The organism is Cesiribacter sp. SM1, assembly GCF_020178975.1.
Classification (GTDB): domain Bacteria; phylum Bacteroidota; class Bacteroidia; order Cytophagales; family Cyclobacteriaceae; genus Cesiribacter.
The window spans coordinates 692,695-716,988 of the sequence record NZ_JAHXBU010000094.1 but is presented as its reverse complement, the minus strand read 5'-3'; the positions used below and the strand labels follow the sequence as shown (position 1 = coordinate 716,988).

23 protein-coding genes are annotated in these 24,294 nt (G+C 48.2%); 7 read left to right on the top strand and 16 right to left on the bottom strand.

All coding sequences use genetic code 11. The features are described from left to right. Positions 1 to 43 precede the first annotated feature (43 nt). Positions 44 to 2,467 (bottom strand): outer membrane beta-barrel protein, encoded by a 2,424-nt coding sequence (locus KWJ01_RS27155; protein WP_225000283.1) that lies wholly within the window; start codon positions 2,465 to 2,467, stop codon positions 44 to 46. Positions 2,468 to 3,056: 589 nt separating this feature from the next. Between KWJ01_RS27155 and KWJ01_RS28155 the strand changes: the two genes are divergently transcribed. Further along, on the top strand, positions 3,057 to 5,099 hold the full coding sequence (locus KWJ01_RS28155; protein ID WP_304502777.1) for a M43 family zinc metalloprotease: 2,043 nt from the start codon (positions 3,057 to 3,059) through the stop codon (positions 5,097 to 5,099). 93 nt (positions 5,100 to 5,192) lie between these two features. Here the strand turns inward: KWJ01_RS28155 and KWJ01_RS27140 are convergent, their stop codons facing one another. Both KWJ01_RS27140 and KWJ01_RS27135 read right to left on the bottom strand, forming a co-directional pair. Next, complete coding sequence (locus KWJ01_RS27140; protein WP_225000282.1) at positions 5,193 to 5,870, bottom strand: hypothetical protein; 678 nt, start codon at positions 5,868 to 5,870, stop codon at positions 5,193 to 5,195. Positions 5,871 to 5,948: 78 nt separating this feature from the next. Further along, complete coding sequence (locus tag KWJ01_RS27135) at positions 5,949 to 6,416, bottom strand: methylglyoxal synthase (RefSeq protein WP_225000281.1); 468 nt, start codon at positions 6,414 to 6,416, stop codon at positions 5,949 to 5,951. Between the two features lie 87 nt (positions 6,417 to 6,503). Between KWJ01_RS27135 and KWJ01_RS27130 the strand changes: the two genes are divergently transcribed. Together KWJ01_RS27130 and KWJ01_RS27125 are read left to right on the top strand one after the other, a co-directional pair. Next, a complete protein-coding gene (locus KWJ01_RS27130) occupies positions 6,504 to 7,553 on the top strand; it encodes a class I SAM-dependent methyltransferase (protein ID WP_225000280.1) in 1,050 nt (349 codons plus the stop codon). A 205-nt stretch (positions 7,554 to 7,758) separates the two neighbouring features. Next, on the top strand, positions 7,759 to 8,967 hold the full coding sequence (locus tag KWJ01_RS27125; protein WP_225000279.1) for a hypothetical protein: 1,209 nt from the start codon (positions 7,759 to 7,761) through the stop codon (positions 8,965 to 8,967). 85 nt (positions 8,968 to 9,052) lie between these two features. On the opposite strand, the gene KWJ01_RS27120 is transcribed toward KWJ01_RS27125, so the two are convergent. From KWJ01_RS27120 to KWJ01_RS27095, 6 genes are all read right to left on the bottom strand, one after another. Further along, positions 9,053 to 10,504: a S41 family peptidase gene (locus KWJ01_RS27120; protein ID WP_225000278.1), complete on the bottom strand. Its 1,452-nt coding sequence runs from the start codon at positions 10,502 to 10,504 to the stop codon at positions 9,053 to 9,055. A gap of 12 nt (positions 10,505 to 10,516) precedes the next feature. After that, a complete protein-coding gene (locus tag KWJ01_RS27115) occupies positions 10,517 to 11,161 on the bottom strand; it encodes a hypothetical protein (RefSeq protein ID WP_225000277.1) in 645 nt (214 codons plus the stop codon). Positions 11,162 to 11,478: 317 nt separating this feature from the next. Next, on the bottom strand, positions 11,479 to 12,441 hold the full coding sequence (locus KWJ01_RS27110) for an NAD(P)-dependent alcohol dehydrogenase (protein ID WP_225000276.1): 963 nt from the start codon (positions 12,439 to 12,441) through the stop codon (positions 11,479 to 11,481). Positions 12,442 to 12,608: 167 nt separating this feature from the next. Next, the gene (locus KWJ01_RS27105; protein WP_225000275.1) at positions 12,609 to 13,436 is read right to left on the bottom strand and encodes a YgcG family protein; all 828 of its coding nucleotides are present in this window, start codon (positions 13,434 to 13,436) and stop codon (positions 12,609 to 12,611) included. Between the two features lie 13 nt (positions 13,437 to 13,449). Next, entirely contained in the window at positions 13,450 to 13,884 is a 435-nt protein-coding gene (locus KWJ01_RS27100) for a TPM domain-containing protein (protein ID WP_225000274.1), read from the bottom strand. A gap of 5 nt (positions 13,885 to 13,889) precedes the next feature. Continuing rightward, positions 13,890 to 14,468, bottom strand: a complete 579-nt coding sequence (locus KWJ01_RS27095; protein ID WP_370634793.1) for a LemA family protein — start codon at positions 14,466 to 14,468, stop codon at positions 13,890 to 13,892. Between the two features lie 106 nt (positions 14,469 to 14,574). Between KWJ01_RS27095 and KWJ01_RS27090 the strand changes: the two genes are divergently transcribed. Further along, entirely contained in the window at positions 14,575 to 15,123 is a 549-nt protein-coding gene (locus KWJ01_RS27090) for a hypothetical protein (RefSeq protein WP_225000273.1), read from the top strand. Positions 15,124 to 15,185: 62 nt separating this feature from the next. Here the strand turns inward: KWJ01_RS27090 and KWJ01_RS27085 are convergent, their stop codons facing one another. The 5 genes from KWJ01_RS27085 to prfA all read right to left on the bottom strand — a co-directional run bounded on the left by KWJ01_RS27085 (position 15,186) and on the right by prfA (position 20,043). Next, positions 15,186 to 16,448, bottom strand: coding sequence for a PRC-barrel domain-containing protein (locus KWJ01_RS27085; protein WP_225000272.1), 1,263 nt, complete (start codon positions 16,446 to 16,448; stop codon positions 15,186 to 15,188). A gap of 111 nt (positions 16,449 to 16,559) precedes the next feature. Then, entirely contained in the window at positions 16,560 to 16,820 is a 261-nt protein-coding gene (locus KWJ01_RS27080; RefSeq protein ID WP_225000271.1) for a hypothetical protein, read from the bottom strand. Between the two features lie 287 nt (positions 16,821 to 17,107). Further along, the gene (locus tag KWJ01_RS27075) at positions 17,108 to 17,551 is read right to left on the bottom strand and encodes a secondary thiamine-phosphate synthase enzyme YjbQ (RefSeq protein WP_225000270.1); all 444 of its coding nucleotides are present in this window, start codon (positions 17,549 to 17,551) and stop codon (positions 17,108 to 17,110) included. A gap of 21 nt (positions 17,552 to 17,572) precedes the next feature. Further along, a complete protein-coding gene (locus tag KWJ01_RS27070) occupies positions 17,573 to 18,970 on the bottom strand; it encodes a right-handed parallel beta-helix repeat-containing protein (protein ID WP_225000269.1) in 1,398 nt (465 codons plus the stop codon). After that, on the bottom strand, positions 18,967 to 20,043 hold the full coding sequence (prfA, locus tag KWJ01_RS27065) for a peptide chain release factor 1 (RefSeq protein WP_225000268.1): 1,077 nt from the start codon (positions 20,041 to 20,043) through the stop codon (positions 18,967 to 18,969). The genes KWJ01_RS27070 and prfA overlap by 4 nt, the downstream gene beginning before the upstream one ends. 216 nt (positions 20,044 to 20,259) lie before the next feature. On the opposite strand from prfA, the gene KWJ01_RS27060 reads away from it, so the two are divergent. The 3 genes from KWJ01_RS27060 (at position 20,260) to KWJ01_RS27050 (ending at position 23,374) form a co-directional block, all read left to right on the top strand. Then, positions 20,260 to 20,793: a YfiR family protein gene (locus tag KWJ01_RS27060; protein ID WP_225000267.1), complete on the top strand. Its 534-nt coding sequence runs from the start codon at positions 20,260 to 20,262 to the stop codon at positions 20,791 to 20,793. Between the two features lie 141 nt (positions 20,794 to 20,934). Then, on the top strand, positions 20,935 to 22,869 hold the full coding sequence (locus KWJ01_RS27055) for a GAF domain-containing protein (protein ID WP_225000266.1): 1,935 nt from the start codon (positions 20,935 to 20,937) through the stop codon (positions 22,867 to 22,869). Next, positions 22,856 to 23,374, top strand: coding sequence for a hypothetical protein (locus KWJ01_RS27050; protein ID WP_225000265.1), 519 nt, complete (start codon positions 22,856 to 22,858; stop codon positions 23,372 to 23,374). The genes KWJ01_RS27055 and KWJ01_RS27050 overlap by 14 nt, the downstream gene beginning before the upstream one ends. A gap of 59 nt (positions 23,375 to 23,433) precedes the next feature. Here KWJ01_RS27050 and KWJ01_RS27045 read toward each other — a convergent pair whose 3' ends face one another. Continuing rightward, positions 23,434 to 23,832: a VOC family protein gene (locus KWJ01_RS27045; RefSeq protein WP_225000264.1), complete on the bottom strand. Its 399-nt coding sequence runs from the start codon at positions 23,830 to 23,832 to the stop codon at positions 23,434 to 23,436. A gap of 14 nt (positions 23,833 to 23,846) precedes the next feature. Further along, on the bottom strand, positions 23,847 to 24,074 hold the full coding sequence (locus tag KWJ01_RS27040; protein WP_225000263.1) for a hypothetical protein: 228 nt from the start codon (positions 24,072 to 24,074) through the stop codon (positions 23,847 to 23,849). Positions 24,075 to 24,294: the final 220 nt, after the last annotated feature.

Sequence of the window (24,294 nt, the reverse complement as noted above, 5' to 3'; positions counted from 1 at the left end):
ACACAGGGGCTCCTTTTCAACTTTCCAACTTTAACCAATGCTTTTAGCTACCACTGCTTTTGATGCGGTCCTGCTCGTCAGAAGAAGCACCTCTTTTGCGACCTACAGGCTTAACATCTTTATTACCAAAGCGGTAATTGAAGGTCAGGTTCACCCTGCGGTTATCCCAGCGGTTGTTTATTTTTATTGTGTTTTCTCCAAAGATAGATTCTCCGGAAAAATTCATGGTACGGAAAATATCGTTAACACCCAGTTTTAAACTGGCGTTGCTATCCCAGAAGCTGTACTGCACGCCGGCATTCACCATGTACTGGCTGTTGATTTTCATGATACCCCAAACCTGAGGTGTTCTGTAAAAGCCCGAGAACTCTGCAGAAAAATTATGAGGCAGCTTTATGTTGTTCATCATGTAAATGCTGGCAGTAAACTGCTCGATGTCCAGATTCTGCTCAAGATACTGTCCTTCATACTTATTATGGTAGGCACTTAGGTTGTTCTGAATATTCCACCATTTGGCTACAGGTACTGGTATCGACATGTTCAGGCTCCAGTTTTTGCGTGTTCCCAGGTTTCTTTTTGTCTGGAAAGCATCCAGGCCTTCTGTTTCCAGTATTTCCGTCATGGGCCCATCGGTTATACTGTACGAAAGATTGGTTACAACTGCCTGGTTAAACGTATGGCTAAGCTGCAACTGATGCGTAAACTGTGGCTGCAGCAGCGGGTTTCCTTTGCCATAGGTGGTTACATCCAACAGGTAGTAGAATGGGTTCAGGTCCTGGTAAGAGGGGCGGTCTACCCGGCGGCTGTACGAAAGGTTCAGTGTATTTTTTTCATTGATAGGGCGCTGCACAAAAACGCTGGGAAAGAGCGACAGGTACTCATTTTTTGCCGTACTATCGTTTTTTACAGACTCACCCTGGTACCAGGTATGCTCCGCCCGCAAACCTGCCATTACAGTAGTTTTACCAAAAGCACCACTCCAGTTTGCATAGGCTGCATTTATGTTTTCCTGGTACAGAAAGTCGTTTGTAAATTTATCCCACATTACCCAGTTCCCTTCGTTTTCCTGCTTTTCTATACGGGCATCGTTATCAGAGTATACGTAACTGGCTTTTGCACCCATTTCTATCTTGCTCTTTCCAACAGGCAGGCTGTAGTCTAACTTTGCCACCCATATATCAATGTCGGAAGGAGAAGCACTTTGCAGCAGAAAAACACTGTCGGGCCTTTCATCATAATAACTGAAGCGGTTATCGAAGAAGTTATCGTTACGGCCTTTGTAGTGCGAATAATCTATATCGAAAGTTAGCTCCTGTCCGGGCTTTTCAAATGTTCTCTGGTAATTCAGGTTAATGGTAGTATTGCTGTAAGATTCGTCAATATCGCCCCGGGTACTAATCAGTCTTTCAGTGCCCCTACCCACAATGCTGTGCAATGCTTCATTATCTGAATTAGAGCCCCAGATGCCAAAGCTGCCGTTTACCATCACACCCAGGGTGTTCTTTTTGTTCAGGAATATATCTACGCCGGCTTTATAGTTGTGCCCTCTCCAATGGTTAGGCATGTAGTTATTCTGCTCAAATGTGTTTACACCATTCTCATCTACGGCGGTACGGTAAATATTTAAGTCCTGGTAGCCGCGGTTCAGGCCATAGTTATAACTGCCAAAGGCGTTCACAATGCCCTGGCGGTGGTTGAGGGTCAGGCCGGTATTGGCCCTTTCAAAACGGCCATGGCCTGCTCCAAGGCTAATGCTCCCGTTGGTGCCGTTGTTCTTTCCTTTTTTGGTTTTGATGTTGATGATGCCCGAGTTACCGGCTGCATCGTATTTGGCAGAAGGGTTGGTAATAATCTCTACCTGCTCCAGTGCATCGCTGGTCATGTTTTTGAGCATATTGGCTACATCGGCACTGGAGAGATAGGTGCGTTTGCCATCAATCATTACCGTTACTCCCTGCTTGCCATTCAGGCTTATGTTACCATCCTGGTCTACGGATATTCCCGGCGACTTCTCCAGCACCTCAAGGGCATTACCCCCTGTTGCCAGAATGCTTCCCTCCACATTTACTACCATGCGGTCGGCATGCTGCTCAACCATTGGCTTTTGCCCTACCACTGTAACAGCCTTCATTTGCTCCACCATTTCCTGCAGGCGCAGCTGGGGCAGGCTTTGTGCAGCACTGCCAGCAACTGTAACCGGTCCTGCCCAGGCCTTATCGAAACCCATCATGCTGGCAGATACCAGGTAACGCCCCTCCTTTATTTGCGGCAGTATATATTGGCCGGCAGAATCACTGATGGCTCCTTTCACCAGGGCAGAGTCTGCCACATCCAACAGCATAATAGTGGCAAACTCCACTGGTTTATTTTTGTCGTCCACAACCTTACCTTTTAAGGTAGATTGTGCAAAAGCGCTGGCTGTACTGGCAGCTAAAAGAACTAGGAAAAGTAAATGTCTTGGTCTCATGGCTAATGGGGTTGTGCTAAAAAGTAATGTAAAGTATAACAAGCTAGTTTGCATAACAAGGTACTTTGTATAAGTGGTCAATTGTGGTGATAAATGTCCATTTCCCTGTTCTAAGCTTGTTATGCTGGTATTTGCATCTTAGATGAGCCTAAGCCGGCAGTGGTTGCACAGAAAGTTGGTGAATGTGATGAGCGGTAATAGAGCCTGATGAAAGGAAGAATTAATAAACAGCAGAACCTTTAAAGAGCAAAAAGAGTATAATCTGCAGCTTTGGCAGCCCCGGCTGCAGCAGACGCACCTGCTAAGCAAAGCAATATGTTTAGCGTTAAAACACTGATTATCTTTTATTTATATTCAATAAAAAGAATAATAAATACTTGAATTGCAGCTATTTTATTTAATTTAATAGTTACAAAATACAACATGCTGCAATACAAAATAAATGTGCTCATGCAAAATATGATTCGCCAACACTACTGATATAAAACAACTTACCCTATATTAATCCACACGCATGACAAAACATCTACCAGCACACTCTATAAATAAGCTGCCATTTATACTTGTTTTAGCCGCAAATTTATTGTTCTTGTCAGCCGCATATGGCCAGCAAAACGACATACCCCTGCAGCGCAATTGCTCTGCCATGGAAGTACTGGAGCAGCAGATCGCCAAAAATCCCGCAAGGGCCAGGGTTTTAAACGCTATTGAAGAGCAAACGGCCAGGTTTATCCAGAAACATAAGGGAGCCGGGCTTGCAACAGGCATCATCACCATTCCGGTAGTGGTGCATGTGGTATATAATAACAGTACACAAAACATTAGCGATGCACAGATCAGGAGCCAGATACAAGTGCTTAACGAAGATTTCAGGCGCACCAATGCCGATGCTGATAACACCTGGAGCCAGGCAGCCGATGTGGGAATAGAGTTTAAACTGGCAACCCACAACTACATGGGCACCTCTACCACCGGCATTACACGCACCTCAACCAGTGTTACCAGCTTCAGCAAAGACGATGCAGTAAAGTTCTCCAACAGGGGAGGCCGTAATGCATGGCCAGCCGACAGCTATCTCAACATCTGGGTGTGTAACCTCAGCGGCAATACCCTGGGTTATGCGCAGTTCCCCGGCGGCGGTCCTGCCACTACCGATGGCGTAGTGATCAGCTACAAGTATTTTGGCACCACCGGCACAGCAACCGCTCCCTTCAATAAAGGCCGTACTACTACCCATGAGGTGGGCCACTGGCTAAACCTGCGCCATATCTGGGGCGATGGTGGCTGCAGTGTTGATGACAATGTGAACGATACGCCCCCCTCCGATGCCCCCAACTATGGCTGTGCCATAGGCCACAGCAGCTGCGGCACCACAGATATGGTGCAGAACTATATGGATTATTCTGATGATGCCTGCATGAACCTGTTCACAGCCGGCCAGAAGGCCCGTATGCAGGCCATGTTCGGAAACGGCGGCTATCGGGCAAGCCTGCTAACCTCCCGCGGACTGGGAGGCGGAGGAACCACCACACCTGCCCCCACCTGCACCACCAATGAGGTAAAGTTAAAACTGGTACTTGATAACTACCCCACAGAAACAAGCTGGGAGCTAAAGGCCAGTAACGGCAGCATTGTGGCTGCGGGAGGCCCTTACAGCACGGCCGTCCAAACCATTAACGAAACTTTTTGCCTGCCCGACGGCTGCTACGATTTTGTTATTACCGATGCCTACGGAGATGGTATTTGCTGTACCCACGGCAACGGAAACTACAGCCTTACCGATGCCAGCGGCAAGGTGTTGGCCAGCAGCGCCGGCAGCTTTGGCGCAACAGAAACCAAAAACATTTGCCTTGGAAGCGGCGGTAGCAGTACGCCCGCCTGCACAGCCTTAAACTTTAGCAACTACAGCGTGAGCAGCTTTGCCGACCAGGAAGGCGGCGGCACTTACCAGGTGCAGGATAATGGCGCCACCCTTTTTGTGAGTGGCAATACCTGGAAGCAAATTCCATTCAGCTACACTGTTACTGCCAATACTGTGCTGGAGTTTGAATACCGCAGTACCCGCATGGGAGAGGTGCAGGGCATTTCTTTCGATAATGATGAAAAGATCACCCCTGAAACCACCTTTAGGGTTTATGGTAATCAGAACCTGGGCATTGCCAACTACGACAACTACAGTGGCACCAGCTGGAAAAAGTATACCATACCCGTTGGCAGTTTCTTTACAGGTAACTTCACCAAACTGGTATTTGTAGGCGACGACGACCGCTATGCCCAGCAAACCTCCTACTTCAGAAATGTAAAGGTATTTGAAGGTAGCTGCGGCAGTACTCGTCTGGCAGATCTGCGCACCAGCCAACAGCCGCTGGTTGGTTACCAGGCAGATGCTGTTGCTGCCGGCATCAGCCTCTACCCCAATCCCGGTAAAGATGTGCTGCATATCGAACTTGCGGGTGAAAAATCTGCCACCGCCATTCTATACAATATTACAGGTAAAAAAGTATGGAAGGGCCGCTTAACAGAAAACCAGCAACTTACAGTAGATGTATCTGCCCTGCCAGCAGGCCTCTATACCCTGCGTTCACAGGGTGAAAGCGGAGCAACCTATAATCAGAAGTTTATCAAGGAATAAGCTTAAAGCAACAAAAGTCTATTTTTCCAACTTTAACCAAAAAGCCTTCTCTTTATGGGAGAAGGCTTTTTCATGTTATTAGCTGCTGCGCTGTTACATTTCAAACAGCCAGTCTACTTCCTGCTGTTCTTCGTCGTTGCTGATCTGCTGCAGCCTGATGGCATTACCTTCTACCACGCCTGCCGCATCGCCTAATACTTCTCCTGATTCAACCTTTAAAAAGATACGGTTGCCATCCAGCCTGTAGCTGCCGGCGGCAGCATGCTCCTCCTGTTTTCTGGTCTGGCCGCCACATACCTCTGCCGCGGTACTCCTGAACTGAAAGCGGCCATTCTGCAGCTGCAGCGTTCCGCTCATTAGCTTGGTATCACAGTCGGTGGTCATATCGAGTACCAGCGGAAGCCCCTCTCCCTGCACGCTCTGCAGGCGGTAACTGCCCTCCTGCAGTACTCCTCCATCAGAAGGTGGAGCAGGTGTGCCTACAGCAGGGGCACCTGCCTGTGTATTGCCGCTAGCGGGTGTTCGCTCTGCTGTTGATGGCTGTTTTTGCTTTTCGCGCGCTGGCTGCGCATTTGGTTGCTTTGCCTGCTCCTCTTCCACAACCTCGGGCACCGGCTCATCAGCCGGGGTTTCTACGGCCACACCATCATCTGCATGTCGGGTTAGGGTATCTGCAACAGTAGTATCCTGCCCGGGCGTCGTAATAACTATAGTATCTGCATCGTCATCTGCAGCGCTTTCGCGATTACAGCTGCCGGCCAATACTGCCAAAGCAAGCAGCTTCAGCAAAAAAAATGATAGGGGTAATTTCATACCTCCATAACCAGCACAGGCCTGCAGGAGTTTAGGCTAGCTTTTTTCAGCCTCCTCTTCGGTATCAATGTTTCTGTTAAGGTAATCTGCGTAATCGGGGTGCTTGCGGTCGTACTTTTCGTTCAGCAGGCGCGAGGTAAAGATATAGTCGGCAGTGGCACGGTTACAGGCAACGGGAATGTTCCAGACCGCAGCAATTCTTAGCAGCGCCTTTACATCCGGGTCGTGGGGCTGTGCTTCCAGCGGATCCCACAAAAAAATTAAATAATCTACAGTACCTTCGGCTATCATAGCGCCAATCTGCAGGTCACCACCCAATGGGCCGCTTTTGAGACGTTTTACCTCCAGACCGGTTTCTTCTGCCACTAGTTTTCCGGTAGTACCGGTGGCTAATAGCTGATACTCTTGCAGCAGCGCTTTATTATGCTGGCACCATTCTACCAGGTCTCTTTTCTTATTATCATGGGCCACAAGGGCAACTGCAGGCTTTGTATTGGTATTCATGGTGTACAAGTTCTGCAATAGCATTCACTTTTCCACAACCCGGAGCCTACAATTTTGTTACCTAACCGTAACCCCATATCTCCCTTTATGAAATTAGATGCCATAGCGCAGAATCCTCTTGAATGGCTGGCGCTTAAATCCAGGCTTGTGCCCACGCCATTAGGCCATAGCCATATTGCTTTTATACTATCCCGGGCAGTGCTGGAAGCAACAGATACAGGTATTTTTGAAGCCCTTGAAGATGCTCCCCTCTCGCTACAGGAGCTGGCCAGGCAGCTGGAGCTAAACGAAATGGCCCTGCAAAGCCTGCTGAACGTGCTGGCATCTGCCGGTTATGTAGCCTACAAAAAGGAGCAGTGGCAGCTCACCAGACTCTCCCGCAAGTGGATGCTCCGCAGCAGCCCCGATTCTGTAGCAGCCATGATGATACTGGATAACCGGGTGTGCTGGCACTGGATGAATCACCTGGGCGATTTCTTGAAAACAGGCAAAGGACTGGGCTTTCATACCATCCTGAAAGAACAGGAGTGGAGCTACTACCAGGATGCCATGGCATCTGCAGCCCGCGCACAAAGCAGGGAGGTGGGCAAGCGGGTACCTGTTCCCCGCGGGGCCAGCCAGATGCTGGACATAGGCGGCTCGCACGGCCTCCATTCGGTAGCACTGTGCCGGAAGCAAAAAGCACTACAGGCCACTATTATGGATTTACCGGAGGCCATACGCTGGGCAAAGCCAATCCTGGAACAGGAGGGAATGGGCGATCAGGTACAACATAAAGCCGGCAATATACTGGAAGACAGTCTGCCGGAGCAGCAGTATGATCTTGTGCTTATGTCGAGCCTTAGCCACCACTTCAGCAAAGCCCAGAATACGCTTATCGCAGAAAAAATCTTCAAAGCTTTAAGGCCGGGAGGCTACTATGTGCTCATGGATTTTGTAAGGCCTGAACCAAAGACAAACTCAGACCTGATTGGCAGCAGCAGCGATCTCTTTTTTGCCCTCAGCAGCACGGCCGGCACCTACACAATCAGGGAAATGAAACGCTGGCAAAAAGATGCCGGCCTGCAGCACCACAAACTTATTCGCTTCTTTACCATTCCTAACTGTGTGGCCGTTATTGGCAAAAAAGCGCAGTAACACCTGCCTGCATTTAAGGCAATTTCTTTTTAAACCTTATTAGAATTTTGCCGACCTTTATGCTCCGATACAGTTTGACTGCTTGCTTAAGCAACTTCTGTATTAACCAGCTGCACCGGCCTTAGAACGCGGCATTTTTTCCAGAAGAGCAGAATTTCCGGTGTGAGCAGGCCCGGACTATATTAGTACGCATACTTTTACTACCATGCAGGCTATCCAAATCAAAAGAACAACATACCCCAGGAGGGTAGTAGTGGAGGTAACGGATAAGCATCAGGAGAAGGAATTCCTGCAGGTGCATATCAACCGCAACAGGCACAATCCAAACTGGATCAGGCCGCTCGATAAAGACATTAACAGCATATTTGACCCCGCCCAAAATAAGTACTTCAGGCATGGCGAAGCCATTCGCTGGCTGCTCTACGACGAAGGCGGAGAAGCCATAGGCCGCATTGCTGCCTTTGTAAACAAGCGTTACAGGAACAAGGGCGATGGTATGCCGGTGGGGGGTATTGGCTTTTTTGACTGCACAGACCAGCAGGATGCTGCCAACCAGCTATTCGATACAGCCGCCCAATGGTTGCAGCAAAAAGGCATGGAGGCAATGGATGGACCCATTAACTTTGGGGAGCGCGACAGGTGGTGGGGCCTGCTGGTGTCGGGCTTTCAGGCGCCCCTGTACACCATGAACTACAACCCGCCCTACTACCAGCGCTTATTTGAAGCCTACGGCTTTCGTAACTTTTATAACCAGATCTGCTGGAGCCTGCCTGTTGCCAGCCAGTCAGTACAGCTGCAGGAAAAATTTTACCAGGCTCATAAAAAATTTGCGGCTGATCCCGATTTCCGGGCCGTACATGTAAAAAAATCGCAGCTCAGGAAATTCTCTGAAGATTTCTGCACGGTTTACAACAAAGCATGGTCTAAGCACGAAGGCAATAAAGAAATGAGTCCGGCACAGGCTTACAAGCTTTTTTCATCTATGAAAGCAATTATGGATGAGAAACTGGTCTGGTTTGCATACCACCGCGAAACACCTGTTGCCATGTGGCTGAACATTCCCGATATAAATGGAATTGTAAAGCACTTGGGAGGCAAATTTAACCTGCTGGCCAAGCTTAAATTTCTTTTGATGAAGCAGGCTGGCTTCTGCACCAAGTTTGTAGGCCTGGCCTATGGCATTGTACCCGAATTTCAGGGAACTGGCGTAGATTATTTTATGATTGTAGAGGCAGAAAAGGTAATTAAAACCTCCACAAAGTATAAGAGTGTGGAGCTGCAGTGGCAGGGCGATTTTAATCCGAAAATGCTGAATATATCCAGGCATTTAGGGGCGGAGCAAAGCCGTCAGCTGGTTACCTACCGCTATCTTTTCGATCAGACAAAGCCTTTTCAACGTCATCCCATAATTTAAAGCAGCAGTTACCGCAGGCAGAAAGCAAAAAAGCAGGAGTACATCCTGCTTTTTTGCTTAAATTATTTACTCTACAAAAGTCTACTTATAACTGTGGCGCCTTATCGAGAATAAGCCTGTTGGTCCTGGTCTTTTTATCGATCGACGACATAATTGGTGTCATAGGATCAAGATTACGTGCTGCCTTGGTAGAAATTCTGGCACCTTCTCCGCTGATCAGTTCCAGGGCACGTGCTAACAGAGGCTCATTGATATCTCCAAGCTGCTTAAAAGGAAACAGGCTGAATTCATCTATTTCGCTTCCGGCATCAGGTGTAAAGCCATTTGCATAGTCTGACTGGCCCTGGCTGTTGTAGATCTGGAACACAATTGGCAGCAGGCCATAGTGGTTGTCGGGGTTCTCTTCATCTTCAATAGGAATTGAACCCACATTTTTACCTACGGTTTGTTCGCCAATCACTACCACATTCATATAAGGCCTCAGTCCATTAATGATGAGCTCACTGGCCGATGCAGTTCTTGAACCCACCAGTACGTATATGGTACCAGAGGCTAAATCGTTACCAATGGTAACATCCTTTGTCAGGAACTTGCCCCTTAAAATGTCATCGCCATCGGCCCTGCTGCTGATGTAGTCCTGGTAAAGCTGGTTCCAGCGGTTTTCGTAAAATACTTTGCTGCTGTTTACATTCTGCCCCACCAGGCTGGCAAGATTTGCTGCAGATGATACAGCACCGCCACTGTTGTAGCGCAAATCCAGCACCAGCTCATTTACACCCTTGCTCTTGAAATCGGCAATGATGTTATCCATTTCCTGATCATACTCACTGGTATTGCCTACCCCCGGAGAAAAGAAGTTATACACAAAATAACCAACCTTTTTACCATTAGGTGCTACATACACCGTATCCAGGTAATTAGGGTTTTCTGATAGCTCAACTGCTGCCAGCGACACACCAGCCTGTGCTTCATAAGCATTTTTAGTTTCGTTGAAACGGCGGTAGTCAACAGTATGGTTTTCTCCGGCCGCTGCAATCAGGTCCTGGTAGTTAGACATGGTGATGGTTTGTCCGTTGATGCTCGTAATTACATCTCCCCTTTTCAGACCGGCTGCCTGGGCTGGAGAATCTTTCTTTACGTACAACACAATTGCCACCACATTATCTTCACCAGACCTGCTGAGCATAAACTCATACCCAGCCTCACGACTTACGCCATTCAGGCTATTCATCAGCTCCTGGTAATCAGCAATGATATAGGAGAACCTGTCCTTAGAAGAGAGCAGGTCGTTGTAGAATTCCTCGGGCTCCTGCTCAAAATTTGGCGCAGCGGGTAACTCATCTTCCCAGAGGTATACCTCCTTCATTACGTCATAGATCCAGTTATTGGTCTCAAGGCGCAAATCAGGTTCTTCTGTTTCGGGAGTGGGAGTAGGATTGACTGGCTCTACTGCCTCATCTTTTTCGCAGGATACGTTGATACCAACAACCAGGGCAAAGGCCAGAAGCTGATATAAAAACTTGTTGGGTTTATGCATGTACCAAATGCTTTATTTTGAAAGTATAATTTTTTGTTTCCGATCCGAAATATCAAGCTGAAGTGTCTGATACCTCTTACTCTTTACTGTAACGCTGTTACCCCTTGTAAAATTCTCTAACAGTGCTAATCCGCACTTATTTGTAGTGCCCAGCACATTTCCATCTTTATCCAGGAGCTGTGCACCTTTTACCGGTCTGCCTTTTTTATTAACAATTTCCAGCCATACATCCGTTTTTTCAGCCTCGGCCTCTACCAGCAAAACACCATCTTTTCCTGCAGGGCCATACAGGTTTATAGCCTGGCGGCCACGCAGCACATCTATTTTTTTAAAGGGCAGCTGCTTAAGAGAATCTGCCGGAACAGGCTTCCCATTTAATATCACCAGCGGCTTGTTTGCTTTTCTCACTGGGGTTGTGGTTAAAAGCATAGCACCCTTTGCGCCGGCAGGGCCATAAAGCGCCTGCGCTTTTTGCGGAGAAAGATACTGGATCTCATAAGGTTCTCTTTCTGTTATTGCCTGCAGTTCCTTTTCAGTAGCCGGCTCACCATTAATAATGATCAGCACCTCCTGACCAGCGCTCCTGTTTTGCGCCACTGCAACAAAACTCTGGAGGATAAACAAGCCTGCAAGCACAGCTTTTAGATACATCTTCATAATACACAGGATTAAGGATCAATAGCAACTCTGCCGCAGCAATACAAAGCAGTATCAGTACTGCAGCTGAGCTAAGATTTTATAACTTAATCCAAAATAGTGCCAGTCTGGCATCAGCAGCTAAACAGCTCTCTGCTAACTTAGCTAAATTACAGAAAACACAAAACCTGCTCCACATCCTGGCGGCCACACATAAGCAGCGTGTACATTTGGCTAACCCATTGCAAATAGCAAAACACCAACTTGCTACGGGTGGTATTGCTATCATTAGCTGTTATATTTTAAATAGCTGGCACCCGTAGCAATAGTAAAGCATGCTACTTTTTGCCAGTATCTTCAGCGTAAAGGCTCACTACAATTTTACCACTGGCATGGCCTTCTTCGCTTTTCCTGTGGGCTTCGTCTATATCCTCCAGCGGAAACACACTGTCGATAAAAGGCTTAATCTGCCCATCATCAATCAGTGTTCTTAGTTCGCTTAGGTCGGTGGGATTCACCTTCACTTGAATAATGTGCGAGCCCTGATCACCCATAACTTTAGAGGCTACCGACCAGAAAACCTTATCTACAGAAGGTAAGGTAGAAACAAACTGCCCCCCTTCGCGCAGCGCTTTTCTGGCTTTGCTGAACGACATGGTGCCGTGCGCATCAAAAATCAAATCGTAGGTTGGGGTATTGGGCAGGGGAGACTCCTCTTCGTAATTAACTACCCGGTCTGCACCAAGCTGCTGCACCATCTCTACATGCCGGCTGCTGCACACGCCCGTTACACTGGCATGGTAGGCACGGGCTATTTGCACGGCAAACGAGCCTACACCACCCGATGCACCATTTACCAGGATGTGCTGCCCAGCCCTAAGACCGCCTTTCTTCAGCCCCTGCAGGGCAGTAAGGGCAGCCATGGGTACAGCAGCGGCCTCTTCGTGGCTCAGGCTGGTAGGCTTTGGCGCCAGCTTACTGATTTTAACTGCCAGGTATTCGGCATAAGCGCCCCCTTTTACAGCATTGTTCATACCGTACACCAGCTGGCCGGGTTCGTAACCATTGGTATTGGCACCAGCCTCCACAATTTCGCCGCTAAAGTCAGAGCCCAGTACTTTAGGAAAATCCTTACCGGTTAAAAACTTTAAGCTTCCTTCCCGGATCTTCCAGTCTACCGGGTTTATGGAAGTGGCCCGTACCCGAACCAGCACCTCATCATCTGAGAGGCTGGGGCGGGGCATATCCTGGATACGAAGAGAATCGGCAGAGCCGTAACGTTTTATAATAGCAGCTTTCATGGCTTATGGTTTTATAGTAAAAAAATAGCAGCGCCCTGTACAGTATTTGTACAGAGCCGCTGCTAAAATAAATTTAAAAGCGCTGCTATTGTTTACAGAATTAGGGCTTTATAGCATGGCCACCTGTCCAAAACTCGCTTTACAGTGACCAGCCCTGCTACCAACTGTTACCAGCTGCCGCCAGCACCGCCGCCACCAAAACCGCCGCCGCCAAAGCCGCCGAAGCCGCCGCCCCCGCCCCCGCCAAAACCGCCGCCTCCACCGAAGCCGCCGCCTCTGCGGCCCATAGAGCTTAGCAAAATAGCCGTACCTAATGGTCCCATACAGCCACCCCCACCCCGTTTACCGGTAAGGTGCCTGCGCTGTGCTCTGCGCGCCGCCCGCATGGGCAGAATAATAAAAAAGATCAGGAAAAAAAGCGCCATGATCAGGCCAACAGGGCTGCCCTCATCCTGCCGGGTCTGCCTTTCCTGCTGCGGGCCAGTAGCCAGGTCGCTGTACTCGCCGGCGGCATAGCTCATTAGCGCGGAGGTTGCTTCGTTAAGGCCTCCGTAATAATCGTTTTGTCTGAACCTGGGCTTAATGATCTGCTCCACCACCCTTTTGGCAATGGCATCGGGTATAGCACCTTCAACGCCATATCCCGTAGCAATCCATACCTCACGGTCTTTAAGCGCCACCAGAATAAGCACACCATTATCCACATCGCTACGGCCCACACCCCAGGCGTGGCCCAGGGCAGTAGCATAGTCTGCAATTTCATAGGCACCTGTACTCTGTATGGTAACTACTACAATGGCAGTGCTGGCAGTATCGTTATAATTCCGCAGCTTTCGCTCCAGCTGCTGCTGCTGGCTGCTGTTCATGGTGTTTGCCAGGTCATTTACCGCCATTGGCGGATTGGGCCGCGGGGGTAATTCGTCTGCAGGCACTTGTGCAAAAGCCGTCAGACAGCAAAGCAACAATACCAGCAATACTATAGGATATCTCATCATTTTCTTTTCTTGGTTACTGTCCAAAAGATATATCATCGGACAGTTCATTGCGGTCATTTTTCTGGTAAGGGAAGTGTGCCTTCAGCTGTTCGCCTGCCATGCGAATACCTTCTGATAAACCCTGGGCTAACTTACCTTCTTTAAATAATCCGCGCATGTGATCGCGGATATCCTCCCAGAAGTGCTCGGGCACTTTTTCATTGATTCCCTTATCACCCAGAATGGCAAATTTATGGTCTTTCAGGGCCAGGTAAAAAAGTACACCATTGCGCAGTTCGGTCTTATGCATTTTGAGCATGGAGAACAGTTCTGCTGCACGATCCATATGATCGCCCTTGCAGTGATTTTCCAGGTGCACCCGTATTTCACCGGAGGTTGCCATTTCAGCATCCTCAATGGCTGCAATTACAGCTTTACGCTCCTGCTCTGTTAAACTATCCTTAGCCATAGGCACTAAAATTCAACGGTTGGTGGTACATCACTACCAGGCCGTGCCTCAAATAAGCCTTTGCGCTCAAACCCGAACATGCCGGCAAATATATTCTGCGGAAAGCTCCTGATGTAGGTGTTATAATCCTGCACCCGCTCATTAAACCGGCCCCGCTCTACGGCTATACGGTTTTCCGTACCCTCCAGCTGGGCCTGCAGCTCCAGAAAGTTCTGGTTGGCTCTTAGCTCCGGGTACCGCTCAACAGACACCAGCAACCGGCTAAGTGCACCGCTTAACTGCTCCTGCGCTTCCTGAAAACGCTGGATCTGCGCAGGGTCTAACTCCTCCGCATTTACCTGAATAGAGGTTGCCCTGGATCTTGCTTCTATTACATCTGTTAGTGTACCTCTTTCAAAATCTGCAGCTCCTTTAACAGTATTTACCAGGTTTGGCACCAGGTCGGCCCGGCGCTGGTACTGGTTTTCTACCTGCGCCCACTGGGCAGCTACTGCTTCTTCTTTAGAAACCATGGTGTTATAACCACAAGAGCTAAGGCTTGCCAGCATAAACAGACTGGCGACATAGGTCAAAATCGTCTTCATTCTTAAAAATCTATTTTGTGCTCTAAATTTAACGGTTTTTATATGCCAAGGTAGGCTATTACTTGATAAATGGAACCAAGAACGCCTTCAGTGGTTTATTTTCTTGATGAGAAATCTTTGCTTTACCATTCTCCTGCTCCTGCTGTTTGCCTGCGATACCGACACAAAAAAGCGGGTAAACAGAGATAGCCTTCATTTCGCCACCACCGACGATGCAGAGCTTTTTTTCAGGAATTTACGCCGAACCGAATACGATTACCAGAACCTGAAAGCGGCAAAGCTCGATATTTTCAGGCACCAGGATCGCACCCAGGAGGCAGATTACCCGCTGCTGATACCGGCGCTGGTGGTTAACTGGCGCTACGACGAAGCTTACATTGTTCTGGAAGCAAATGAACTGTTAGGCGAAGTAAGGCCGCTCATTGTTAAGTGGCGGGATCGGCAGCAGCAGGAAGGCGAATATATTCTGGAGAGCAATAATAAAATGGAACAGTTGCGGTTTGCCAGCCAGCTTTATGAGGGTATGCAGCAGGGCCAGCAGTTTTTTCTGTCTACCGATTCCACTACCCTGCCCTTTATGGATAAACCTACAGACAGAAAAGTATTCAGAACCACCCTCTTCGACTACTATCGCCTCACCAGGAACATACGCTAAAAAGAAAGCTGCTTATGAACACACAAGCAGCTTTCTGTTAAAAGGAGAAAACGTATTATTCCTTAGTCTTCTTTCCTGCGACGACGCACGTAGAACACTTCCTCATCGAAATGCTCATGGTCGTAGAAATCGTCTGTAGAAGGATCTCCCTGTCTGCGGGTTACGTGCTCCGGCGATGCCAGGCGTTCCCGGTCGGTATGATACTGCGGGCGGTTCTCTATGTTACCCATATTAGATCCACGCTTGGCATCATTAGAGAGACTGGTGGAGCTGTTCAGGTTGGAGGTTTCGTTCCAGTCGCCCTCCTGGTGGTGCGGACGCTGCGCATCCCACTCATCTTTAGTGGCACCACTAGGCCCCATGTTTATTTCCTTGTTTTCCAGGCTACCGGTACGTGGCGTTAAACCTGAGGTTTGTGAACGCTCGTTAAAATCTGCCGGCGTGCTAAAGTTTGGTGTACCAAATGGCTTGTTGCCTGTTAATGGCTCACGGCGCTCACCACGCAGTCTGTCGCTTCTGCCGGAGAGTGAATCAGTATCGGCACGGGTATCGTCGCCGATGCGGTCGGGATCCTGCATATGAGAGCTTTCTACATCGTGCCTGGAGGTAGTACCATGTACATCATCCGATGCATTGGTTGCATGTCCATAGATGTGGTCTTCGTCGGTACGAATAATGGTTCTGCCAGTAGCAGGAGTGTCTGTATTGCTCATGCTACGGGGTCTGTCGCTTACATTTCCATGAATGTGGTCCTCATCAGTACGAACAATGGTTCTCTCGGCGCTGGGCCTGTCCATGGTATTGGAAGGAATGGTGTTTGATGGGGTACCGGCAACGGCACCAGGTGTACCTGCTATGGCTCCTGAGGAGCTGTTCATAACACCCCCACGATCAAAAAAACCTCTGATGGATTGTTCATACTCACGGGTAATGGGTGTATCGCGGTATACAGGATAGTTTAGTACGGTAGTGGTTTTGATACCGCTCACCAATACTTTGTTGTCTTTCTCATGCAAACGCGCTGCACCTATTGGCAGCAACAGGTAATGGTCAATTTTGTCGGCTGCATAGTCGTCGTACAAATCAACGATCAGGTAGCGAACTTTCATTGCATTTGTATCTACAATCAGTTCATCTACCTTACCAACTTCCATATTATCTGAGGTAAGCACCGGCCAGCCGCGCACATCAGAATCATGCTTTACGATCTTAAGATCATCTGCATCCTTGAGGCGAACCAGGTTATTGGTTGTGCCAGCATTATCTCTGTAACTATCTCCTGTGCGGGTACGATCGTTTACGCGATCTCTATCATTATCTTTCATCACTATCTTCTTTAAATTTAAAAAATTGCTTTAGCTGTGTTTATTGAATACTGTAAATCACTGATGGCTGTTTAGCTGAAGCAGCGATTTAGTTTAGATGTGCTACAGGTTTTATGCAGCAACTTCACTTTCTGAATCCAGGGGCCGGCTAATGTTCAACACCAGCTTACCACCTTCTTCGTCTGTAGAAACACTTCCTACAGTATCATTTTCTATTCCTCTGTCGTCTTCTATTCTGTCATTTTCATATTCATCGTCATCTCTGTCGAAGGCTTCTGCCAACAGCCATATAAGGCCTAAAAGAATTAAAATGCCCACAATCCAGGGCCAGATAGGTGCTTTTCGTTTTGGTTCTACTCTGATTTCAGCCATTTGTTTTTAATGTTTTGGTTTAAAAAAAGAAAGGGATAGCCATCAGCATAAAAAATTGGTGCTGACCCTGGCTTAAGGAGTAGAGAGGGAGATGCTTACTGTAATGGCCTTTCTTGATTGTCCATCAGTAAGTGCTTACAACAAGAATTGAAAAAAACAGAAAATGTTTTTCCGCAATTCTACAATATTTTACGTGGTTTGGCCCGGCTTGTTACGTTACAGCCATACCGGCGGCTGCTGCAGGTAATCCTGCAGGCATCAGGGGTTTGCTTCCGGCAAGCTACTGCTTAAGAAAGCTTATTACGGCTGTTGCCCCAGGCGCTTAACACCAGCCTGCGCCTACCGCCCCGATTGCGGTGCTCGCAAAGGTAAATTCCCTGCCATATACCAAGATTAAGCCTGCCCTGGCTAACAGGTATGGAAAGTGAAGAACCCAGTAAGGCATTTTTCAGATGGGCAGGCATATCATCAGATCCTTCCTGCGTGTGGGTGTAGTAAGAAGCATTTTCAGGGGCAATCCTATCGAAGTAGCTTTTGAAATCTTCCCGCACACTTGGATCTGCATTTTCGTTAATGGTGAGAGAGGCCGAAGTATGCTGTATGAATATGTGCAGAATGCCTGTTTCCAGTTGCGGCAGGAAAGAGCAGTTCTCCACAATATGACGGGTAATGATATGGTAGCCCCTGTTGAAGGCCGGTAATTCTAGTTCCTGCTGAAAAAATTCTACCACGGCAATTCTATAAGAGTGAATTTATTTTCTTGGTATAAACTCAAGGGCGCCAATATCTGGCTGGCTATCGCGGGTTTTGCCGCTTAGGTCATACTCCACACCTAAAGGCATTGCAGCATTTACTGCCGGCGACAGGCTATCGGGCCTGAAATTATAGGCACCCGGGTTCTGAAACTTTACAAAGCCCAGGCTGGTCTCCAGCAGGTTGCCCCCGGCGGCATAGGCACTGTTGTTGCTGCGGATAAGGTTATGCTCCAGCAGCACTGCCACCACTGCACCCCCACTGTTATCTATCAGTAACTCGTTTGGAGCCGATAAGTTACCCCAGATAATTGAGTTTTGCAGCACCAGCCTAAGATCTGCCATCAGCACCTCATCGTTATCGAGTACCGTATTATCTGCAAAAACAGCGGCAGGAGCATCGCGCTGCCCGGTGTAAAAGTTGGCAAAAGTGCAGTGGGTGTAGCTGTAATTGCCACCTGCCAGGTTGGCCACAGCAGGGCCCACGCAATTTGCAACCAGGGTGTTTACGGCTACCAGGTCTGAGGTATAGCACAGAATTCCCGCCTGCAGGTGGTTCTCCAGCCGGCAGTGCTCCAGCCTAAGGTCAGGCTCGTCGTTATCATCCGGGCTACCTACCCTTACACCTACCTCTGCATTCCGTATGTCGCAGTAGCGCAGGTAATTGCTTGTGCTGCCTTCCAGTATCATAATGCCGCCCCACTGCCCCGGCTGGTTTTCGTACTGCAGATCGAGCCGGTGGTTTCGGAACAGAATGCGGTCGGTTTTACTTGAGTCTCCCTCGGCAATAAGAGTACCCCGTACATACAGGAATGCTCCGGGCTTAAAGTAGAGCTTTGCTCCTTTTTCAATGGTAAGTGAGCAGGCAGAGTCTACCAGTATGGATTTTTCAATAACATAAGGGGTGGTACCAGTAAAAACTGTATTGCAGCCCAGCACCACATCGCCAATAAATTGGGCATTTTGCCCCCAGCCTACCACCGGCACCTCCTGCCGGTAACCCCTGTTGATGAGCACCACCGCATCTGAAATAAGCTGTGGTTCGGGACTGGTACCGGCCGGCAGCTGTGCTTCCAGCAGCACCAGCAGGCTATCGCCTCCCAGCAGGCGCTGTTCGCCAAAGCTCTTTCCCCTTCTGCCATTCACTAACAGGGTGTAGGGCGATTCGGCCCCTCCTGCCAGTGCTATAGACTCAAGCACTACGGCCTTATTGCCCGGGTTAAATACCCGAAGCCTTTTGGTAACACTGCGTTCGGTAACAAAGAGTGTATCAAAAAAAACAGTATCGGTACTTAACTGCAGGCCAACGGCTTCATGCTGCACCACCTCTTCTTCGGGCAGGCAGGCAAAAGCATTCAGTAACAGCAGTATCAGGTATGTGAGCTGGCGGATTTTCAAGCGTTGTCCGATCCTTCTTTTAACTTTTCGGTATGCTCGGCCATACGCAGCTGTTCAATAAAATCAAAGATCTCTCCTTCCATTACCGTTGGCAGGTTATGAACCGTATAGCCAATGCGGTGATCGGTTACCCGGCTCTGCGGGTAATTGTAGGTACGGATCTTGTCGGAGCGGTCGCCGCTGCCTACCATGGATTTGCGCTGGGCGCTTATTTCGGCATTGTGCTTGCTAAGCTCCATTTCATAGAGGCGGCTGCGCAGTACCTTCAGGGCTTTTTCAAAGTTTTTGATCTGCGATTTCTCGTCCTGGCAGCTTACCACCAGTCCGCTTGGAATGTGGGTAAGGCGAATGGCCGAGTAGGTGGTGTTTACCGACTGGCCGCCGGGGCCGCTGGAGCAGAAGGTATCTTTGCGAACATCGTTCATATTGATTTCCACCTCTACATCTTCTACCTCGGGCAGCACTGCTACTGTTGCCGCAGAGGTATGCACACGCCCCTGTGTTTCGGTGGCCGGCACACGCTGCACGCGGTGTACGCCCGACTCATATTTTAAAAGGCCGTACACTTCGGGCCCGCTCACCATGCTTATAATCTCCTTATAACCACCGGCAGTACCTTCGGTAAGGTCGAGCACCTCCATTTTCCAGCCCTGCTTTTCACAAAAGCGCTGGTACATTTTAAAGAGGTCGCCTGCAAAGATTGCCGCTTCATCGCCACCAGTACCGGCGCGTACCTCCAGGATAGCGTTCTTATCGTCGTTGGGATCTTTGGGCACCAGCATTTTCTTGAGCTCTTCCTCCAGCTCCTCCTCACGGGGCTGCAGCTCTTCCAGCTCCATCTTTGCCATTTCCCGGAACTCCGGATCTTTCTCTGTATTCAGTACTTCCCTGGCCTGTTTGATGTTACCGGTTACCTGCAGGTACTCATCATACTTTTTAACAATTTTGCTCAGGTCTTTATATTCTTTGCTAAGCTTGCCATATTTAGTCATATCAGCCATAGACTCCGGCTGTATGATCAGTTGGCTTACTTCTTCAAACCTATGACGGATGGCGTCTAACTTATCTCGCATACCTACTAACAATTACACTACAAAAATACTATAATGTACGAAGCTTAACGCCTGCCGGCTAAAAACATTTTAAAACAAGAGCCACTGCCTTTCTTGCAAGTGTGCAAATCCCTGCACAGAACGTCTTTTTATTACCTGATTAAGATAAGCGGCAACTATGAGCAGTTTTACCTAAGCTAAGCCTCTAATTTTGAAGAACATCATTTTTAGATAGGTATGAAAAAGGCAAGACTGATAACTTTGGTAGCAGCAGCGTTTATATTGCTGTTACAACATGGGGTAAAGGCCCAGGGAACGGATTATAAATTCCACACCGTTTTCATTTACAACTTTACAAAATACATTAAGTGGCCCGACAATACGCAGGGTAACAGCTTTGTAATTGGTGTACTCGGAAAATCGGGCATTACCACTCCATTAAAAGAGATGGCAGCATCAAAAACCGTTAATGGAAAGCCTATTGAAGTGGTGGTGTATAACAGCATCGATGAGATCAAAGACTGCCATATGATATTCTTACCGTCAGGGCAGAGCAAAGAACTTGCTGCCATGAGAACCAAACTGGCCAATTCGCCCACCCTTATCATCAGTGAAAAATCCGGCCTTGCCGAACAGGGCAGTGCCATCAACTTTATTCTGAATGATGGCCGCTGGAAATTTGAAGTAAATCAGGCAACAACCGATATGCACGGGCTTAAAATAAGCCAGGAGCTGCTAAAGTTTGCATTGAAGGTATATACAGAAGTATAGGCAGGATGTATATTCTGTACTCAAAAGCTTGAAGATGTAGATGATACTTACATTTTACACCAGCAGGCTAACATGCAGATAATACAATACCAGCCAACAATAATCTTAAAGTTTAGGCACAGACACAGGTAACGCAAAAGCATGAAACGATTTAGGTTTACCATAGGCAACAAGGTATTAGGAGGATTTTTAATCCTGATTACCATTTTTGCTGCCAATGCCATCTACAGCATTTTAACCATCCGGCACAACGGCTCAATTATCCGGGAAAACACCGAGGTAATTGATCCCTCCGTAGCTAAGCTCAGTGATCTTAACCACCTGGTAAGCCGCTCCAAAATGCTGGTAACCAACTGGGTGTATATGTACCGCAACCTGCAGGACCAACAAAAGCTCGACAGCCTGCAGCGCAACGAGTACCCTGTACTGAAGAAGGAGCTCGATGCCCTCTCACTAAAATGGGAAGATCAGAAGCAGCAGGAAGAAATGAAAGCCATTTTCACGCAGCTGGACGCCATCTTTACAGTGCAGCAAAATGAGATTATGGCAAATCTGCGCACTTTTGAAGATTATGAAGACTCTATGGTTAAGTTCATGGCTGAGGAAGCGCTCTCCAGCCAGATTCTGCCGGAGATGGGCAACCTGCAAAAGAAGCTGGAGAGCCTGATCCAGGCTAAACTGCAGGAAAAAGAAACAGCTACCATAGTGCAGATGACTTCTTTTGAAACCCTGGGTAATACCACCATTGTACTGGGCATCGTCGTTATTGTGCTGGGTTTTATTATTGCACTGATCATTACCCGCACCATTACCGGCCCGGTAACTTATATGAAAGATGTAGTATACAAGCTTAGCAACGGTATACTGCCCGAAGATAACACCCGCAAGTTCTCTAACGACGAAATCGGCGAAATGGCCGTGGCCCTGGAAAAACTGGTGGTTGGCTTGAGATCTACCTCCGGCTTTGCCGAAAACATTGGTAAAGGCAACTACACTGCTAACTTTCAGCCCCTGAGCCAGGAAGATGTGCTGGGCAACTCGCTTATAGAAATGCGCGACAACCTGCAGAAAGTAGCAGAAGAAGACAGCCGCCGCAACTGGGCAACAGAAGGCCTGGCCAGGTTTGGCGAAATTTTGCGTAAGAGCAACGACAACATTGGCAGCCTGAGCGATACCATACTCAGTAACCTGGTAAAATATGTAGGCGCCAACCAGGGTGGTTTGTACATTGTAAACGACGAAAACCCGCAGGACCCTTACCTGGAGATGGCCGCCTGCTATGCCTGGGATAAGAAAAAGTATGTAGAACAGAAGGTGTATCCCGGCGATGGCCTTACCGGCCAGGCATGGCTGGAGAAAGAAACTATCTATCTTACAGACATTCCCGACGATTACATTAGCATTACCTCAGGCCTGGGCGAAGCAAACCCTACGTCTATACTGATTGTGCCCCTGAAGCTGAACGACGAGGTTTATGGTTTGCTTGAGCTTGCCTCATTCAATACCTATGCCGATTACCAGGTTGAGTTTGTTGAGAAAATTGCAGAGAGCATTGCTTCCACACTGTCTTCTGCAAAAGTAAACGAGCGCACCCAGCGCCTGCTGGAAGACTCGCAGCAGCTAACCGAGCAGATGCGTGCCCAGGAAGAAGAAATGCGCCAGAACATGGAAGAACTGCAGGCAACCCAGGAAGAAATGGAGCGCAGCCAGCAGGACCGCAAGGAAAAGGAAAACATTATTAACAGCACGAACCTTTTGTTTGAGCTGAATGAGCACCTTAAGATAAGCCTGGTAAACGCCACTACTGTTCAGGTACTGGGCTACCAGGAGAGCGAGCTGCAAAAGATGGCGTTCAACAACCTGGTAATTTCTTCAGAAGCCCTTAACCAGGCCAGAAAAACAGTGGATGAAGGCCACACCTGGAACGGTATTTTAACCCTGAAAGCCAAAAATGGCGGAGAAGTGGTTGTAAAAGCTTCTGCGGGTAAAACCCGGGATATGTACGCCAACACCCACAAATACCTTATATTTGCTGCCAACATCACCAGTGTTGTGCATAAACATGAGCATTCGTAAACCATTATATTTTGTGTTGCTGTGTTTGCTGGCTGCCTGTGATACAGGCAGCCAGCGTCGTTTAGACCCGGGTACACTCCAGGAAGAAATGCGGCGCCGGGAACCAAGGCGTATAAAAGAAGGAGAGATTGAAGCTGCAGGCCTGCAGCAGGGGCAAATGATTGTATCGGTTTTGGAGTCTAAAAGCTTACCCGACAGCAGCAACTGCTGTCCTGCCATGCCCCCCTCCTTGCTGGATTCACTCCAGAACCAGTACCAGGCACAAATAAAGTGCTATTCGCTGCTCAATGAGCATGAGGTACCGGCAAGCACTCTGGAACAGCAAGTGCTGGAAGCCTACCGCTACAACCTTGAACAAAACCTGCCTCTGGAAAGCAACATACAGGCGGAGGGAAAAGAATATTTTATTTACAATGCCCCTGCAACTAACGGTGCAACTACAAAAAAGCCTTGTGCAGTCTGGAGCATACAGTTAAGCAGAAAAGAAATTGTTTTAGGTATGTAGGCAGAGGGTAGTGGCCTAACAGGAAAAGCGGGAGTAAGCAGCAAAAGAATAGCCTGCTGCTATTTACTCTTCTCCCAAAGCCCTTCGGGCACTACCTCCAGCACATGGCCGTCCGGATCTTCAAAATAGAACGACTCCAGGCCGTTAGGCCACAGCTCTTCATGAGTAATGGCAATGCCCAGCTTCTTTACCTTGTTCTTATAGGCTTCATACTCAGGTGCTGCCACCTGAAAGGCAAAGTGCTGCTTTCCCGCAGCCCAGTGCGGGGGCAAATGAGTGGATTTTTTTGAGCTTTCAGCGATAAAACACAGCAGAACAGAGCTTCCGGCCCTAAAAAAAATGTGCCTGTGCTCGGCCAGGCCAATCACAGGCAATTCCAGTTTACCTTCATAAAAGGCCCTGCTCTGGTCCAGGTCCTTTACGTAGAGGCAGGTTTCTTTTATTTGCTGTACATACATGCTACCGCTGGTAATCAGGCACTTTGCTGATGCAGAAAACCTACAGGCACTATCTCAAAGTACTCCTCAAACTCCTGGCGCTGCAGCAGTTTGGTTTGCTTGCCATTACCCCACTGCGGCGTTACCTCAAACAATCCGTTAAAGGAGCGGCCAGTATAGGTACGGTCTACCGTAAAGCCCTCTAATCCCGAGTTGGCCTTTGGTATCTTGTTACACTTGTAGTTGATTCTGAACTTGTCCATACCGATTATGCTTAAAAAATCTATCTATCTTATACTGATTCCGGACCTTGTAAGTTGCACTATCTTCTTAAAATATTTTTAAAAATATACTGCTTCCCTTTTAAAATCCGCTTTAATCATTAAGTGGCTGAAAGCCTATTCCAATAGTAGATTTTTGTGTTATATCACAAATTTAGTGTATTTATTCTACATAAATAAAATTTTTTGCCGAAAAAATTTA

Excerpts from the sequence above, each read along its gene's own strand:
- KWJ01_RS27155 (WP_225000283.1), bottom strand. The coding sequence starts at position 2,467 with ATGAGACCAAGACATTTACTTTTCCTAGTTCTTTTAGCTGCCAGTACA.
- KWJ01_RS27135 (WP_225000281.1), bottom strand. The coding sequence starts at position 6,416 with ATGAATACCAATACAAAGCCTGCAGTTGCCCTTGTGGCCCATGATAAT.
- KWJ01_RS27130 (WP_225000280.1), top strand. The coding sequence starts at position 6,504 with ATGAAATTAGATGCCATAGCGCAGAATCCTCTTGAATGGCTGGCGCTT.
- KWJ01_RS27125 (WP_225000279.1), top strand. The coding sequence starts at position 7,759 with ATGCAGGCTATCCAAATCAAAAGAACAACATACCCCAGGAGGGTAGTA.
- KWJ01_RS27120 (WP_225000278.1), bottom strand. The coding sequence starts at position 10,504 with ATGCATAAACCCAACAAGTTTTTATATCAGCTTCTGGCCTTTGCCCTG.
- KWJ01_RS27115 (WP_225000277.1), bottom strand. The coding sequence starts at position 11,161 with ATGAAGATGTATCTAAAAGCTGTGCTTGCAGGCTTGTTTATCCTCCAG.
- KWJ01_RS27110 (WP_225000276.1), bottom strand. The coding sequence starts at position 12,441 with ATGAAAGCTGCTATTATAAAACGTTACGGCTCTGCCGATTCTCTTCGT.
- KWJ01_RS27105 (WP_225000275.1), bottom strand. The coding sequence starts at position 13,436 with ATGATGAGATATCCTATAGTATTGCTGGTATTGTTGCTTTGCTGTCTG.
- KWJ01_RS27100 (WP_225000274.1), bottom strand. The coding sequence starts at position 13,884 with ATGGCTAAGGATAGTTTAACAGAGCAGGAGCGTAAAGCTGTAATTGCA.
- KWJ01_RS27095 (WP_370634793.1), bottom strand. The coding sequence starts at position 14,468 with ATGAAGACGATTTTGACCTATGTCGCCAGTCTGTTTATGCTGGCAAGC.
- KWJ01_RS27090 (WP_225000273.1), top strand. The coding sequence starts at position 14,575 with ATGAGAAATCTTTGCTTTACCATTCTCCTGCTCCTGCTGTTTGCCTGC.
- KWJ01_RS27085 (WP_225000272.1), bottom strand. The coding sequence starts at position 16,448 with ATGAAAGATAATGATAGAGATCGCGTAAACGATCGTACCCGCACAGGA.
- KWJ01_RS27080 (WP_225000271.1), bottom strand. The coding sequence starts at position 16,820 with ATGGCTGAAATCAGAGTAGAACCAAAACGAAAAGCACCTATCTGGCCC.
- prfA (WP_225000268.1), bottom strand. The coding sequence starts at position 20,043 with ATGCGAGATAAGTTAGACGCCATCCGTCATAGGTTTGAAGAAGTAAGC.
- KWJ01_RS27060 (WP_225000267.1), top strand. The coding sequence starts at position 20,260 with ATGAAAAAGGCAAGACTGATAACTTTGGTAGCAGCAGCGTTTATATTG.
- KWJ01_RS27055 (WP_225000266.1), top strand. The coding sequence starts at position 20,935 with ATGAAACGATTTAGGTTTACCATAGGCAACAAGGTATTAGGAGGATTT.
- KWJ01_RS27050 (WP_225000265.1), top strand. The coding sequence starts at position 22,856 with ATGAGCATTCGTAAACCATTATATTTTGTGTTGCTGTGTTTGCTGGCT.
- KWJ01_RS27045 (WP_225000264.1), bottom strand. The coding sequence starts at position 23,832 with ATGTATGTACAGCAAATAAAAGAAACCTGCCTCTACGTAAAGGACCTG.
- KWJ01_RS27040 (WP_225000263.1), bottom strand. The coding sequence starts at position 24,074 with ATGGACAAGTTCAGAATCAACTACAAGTGTAACAAGATACCAAAGGCC.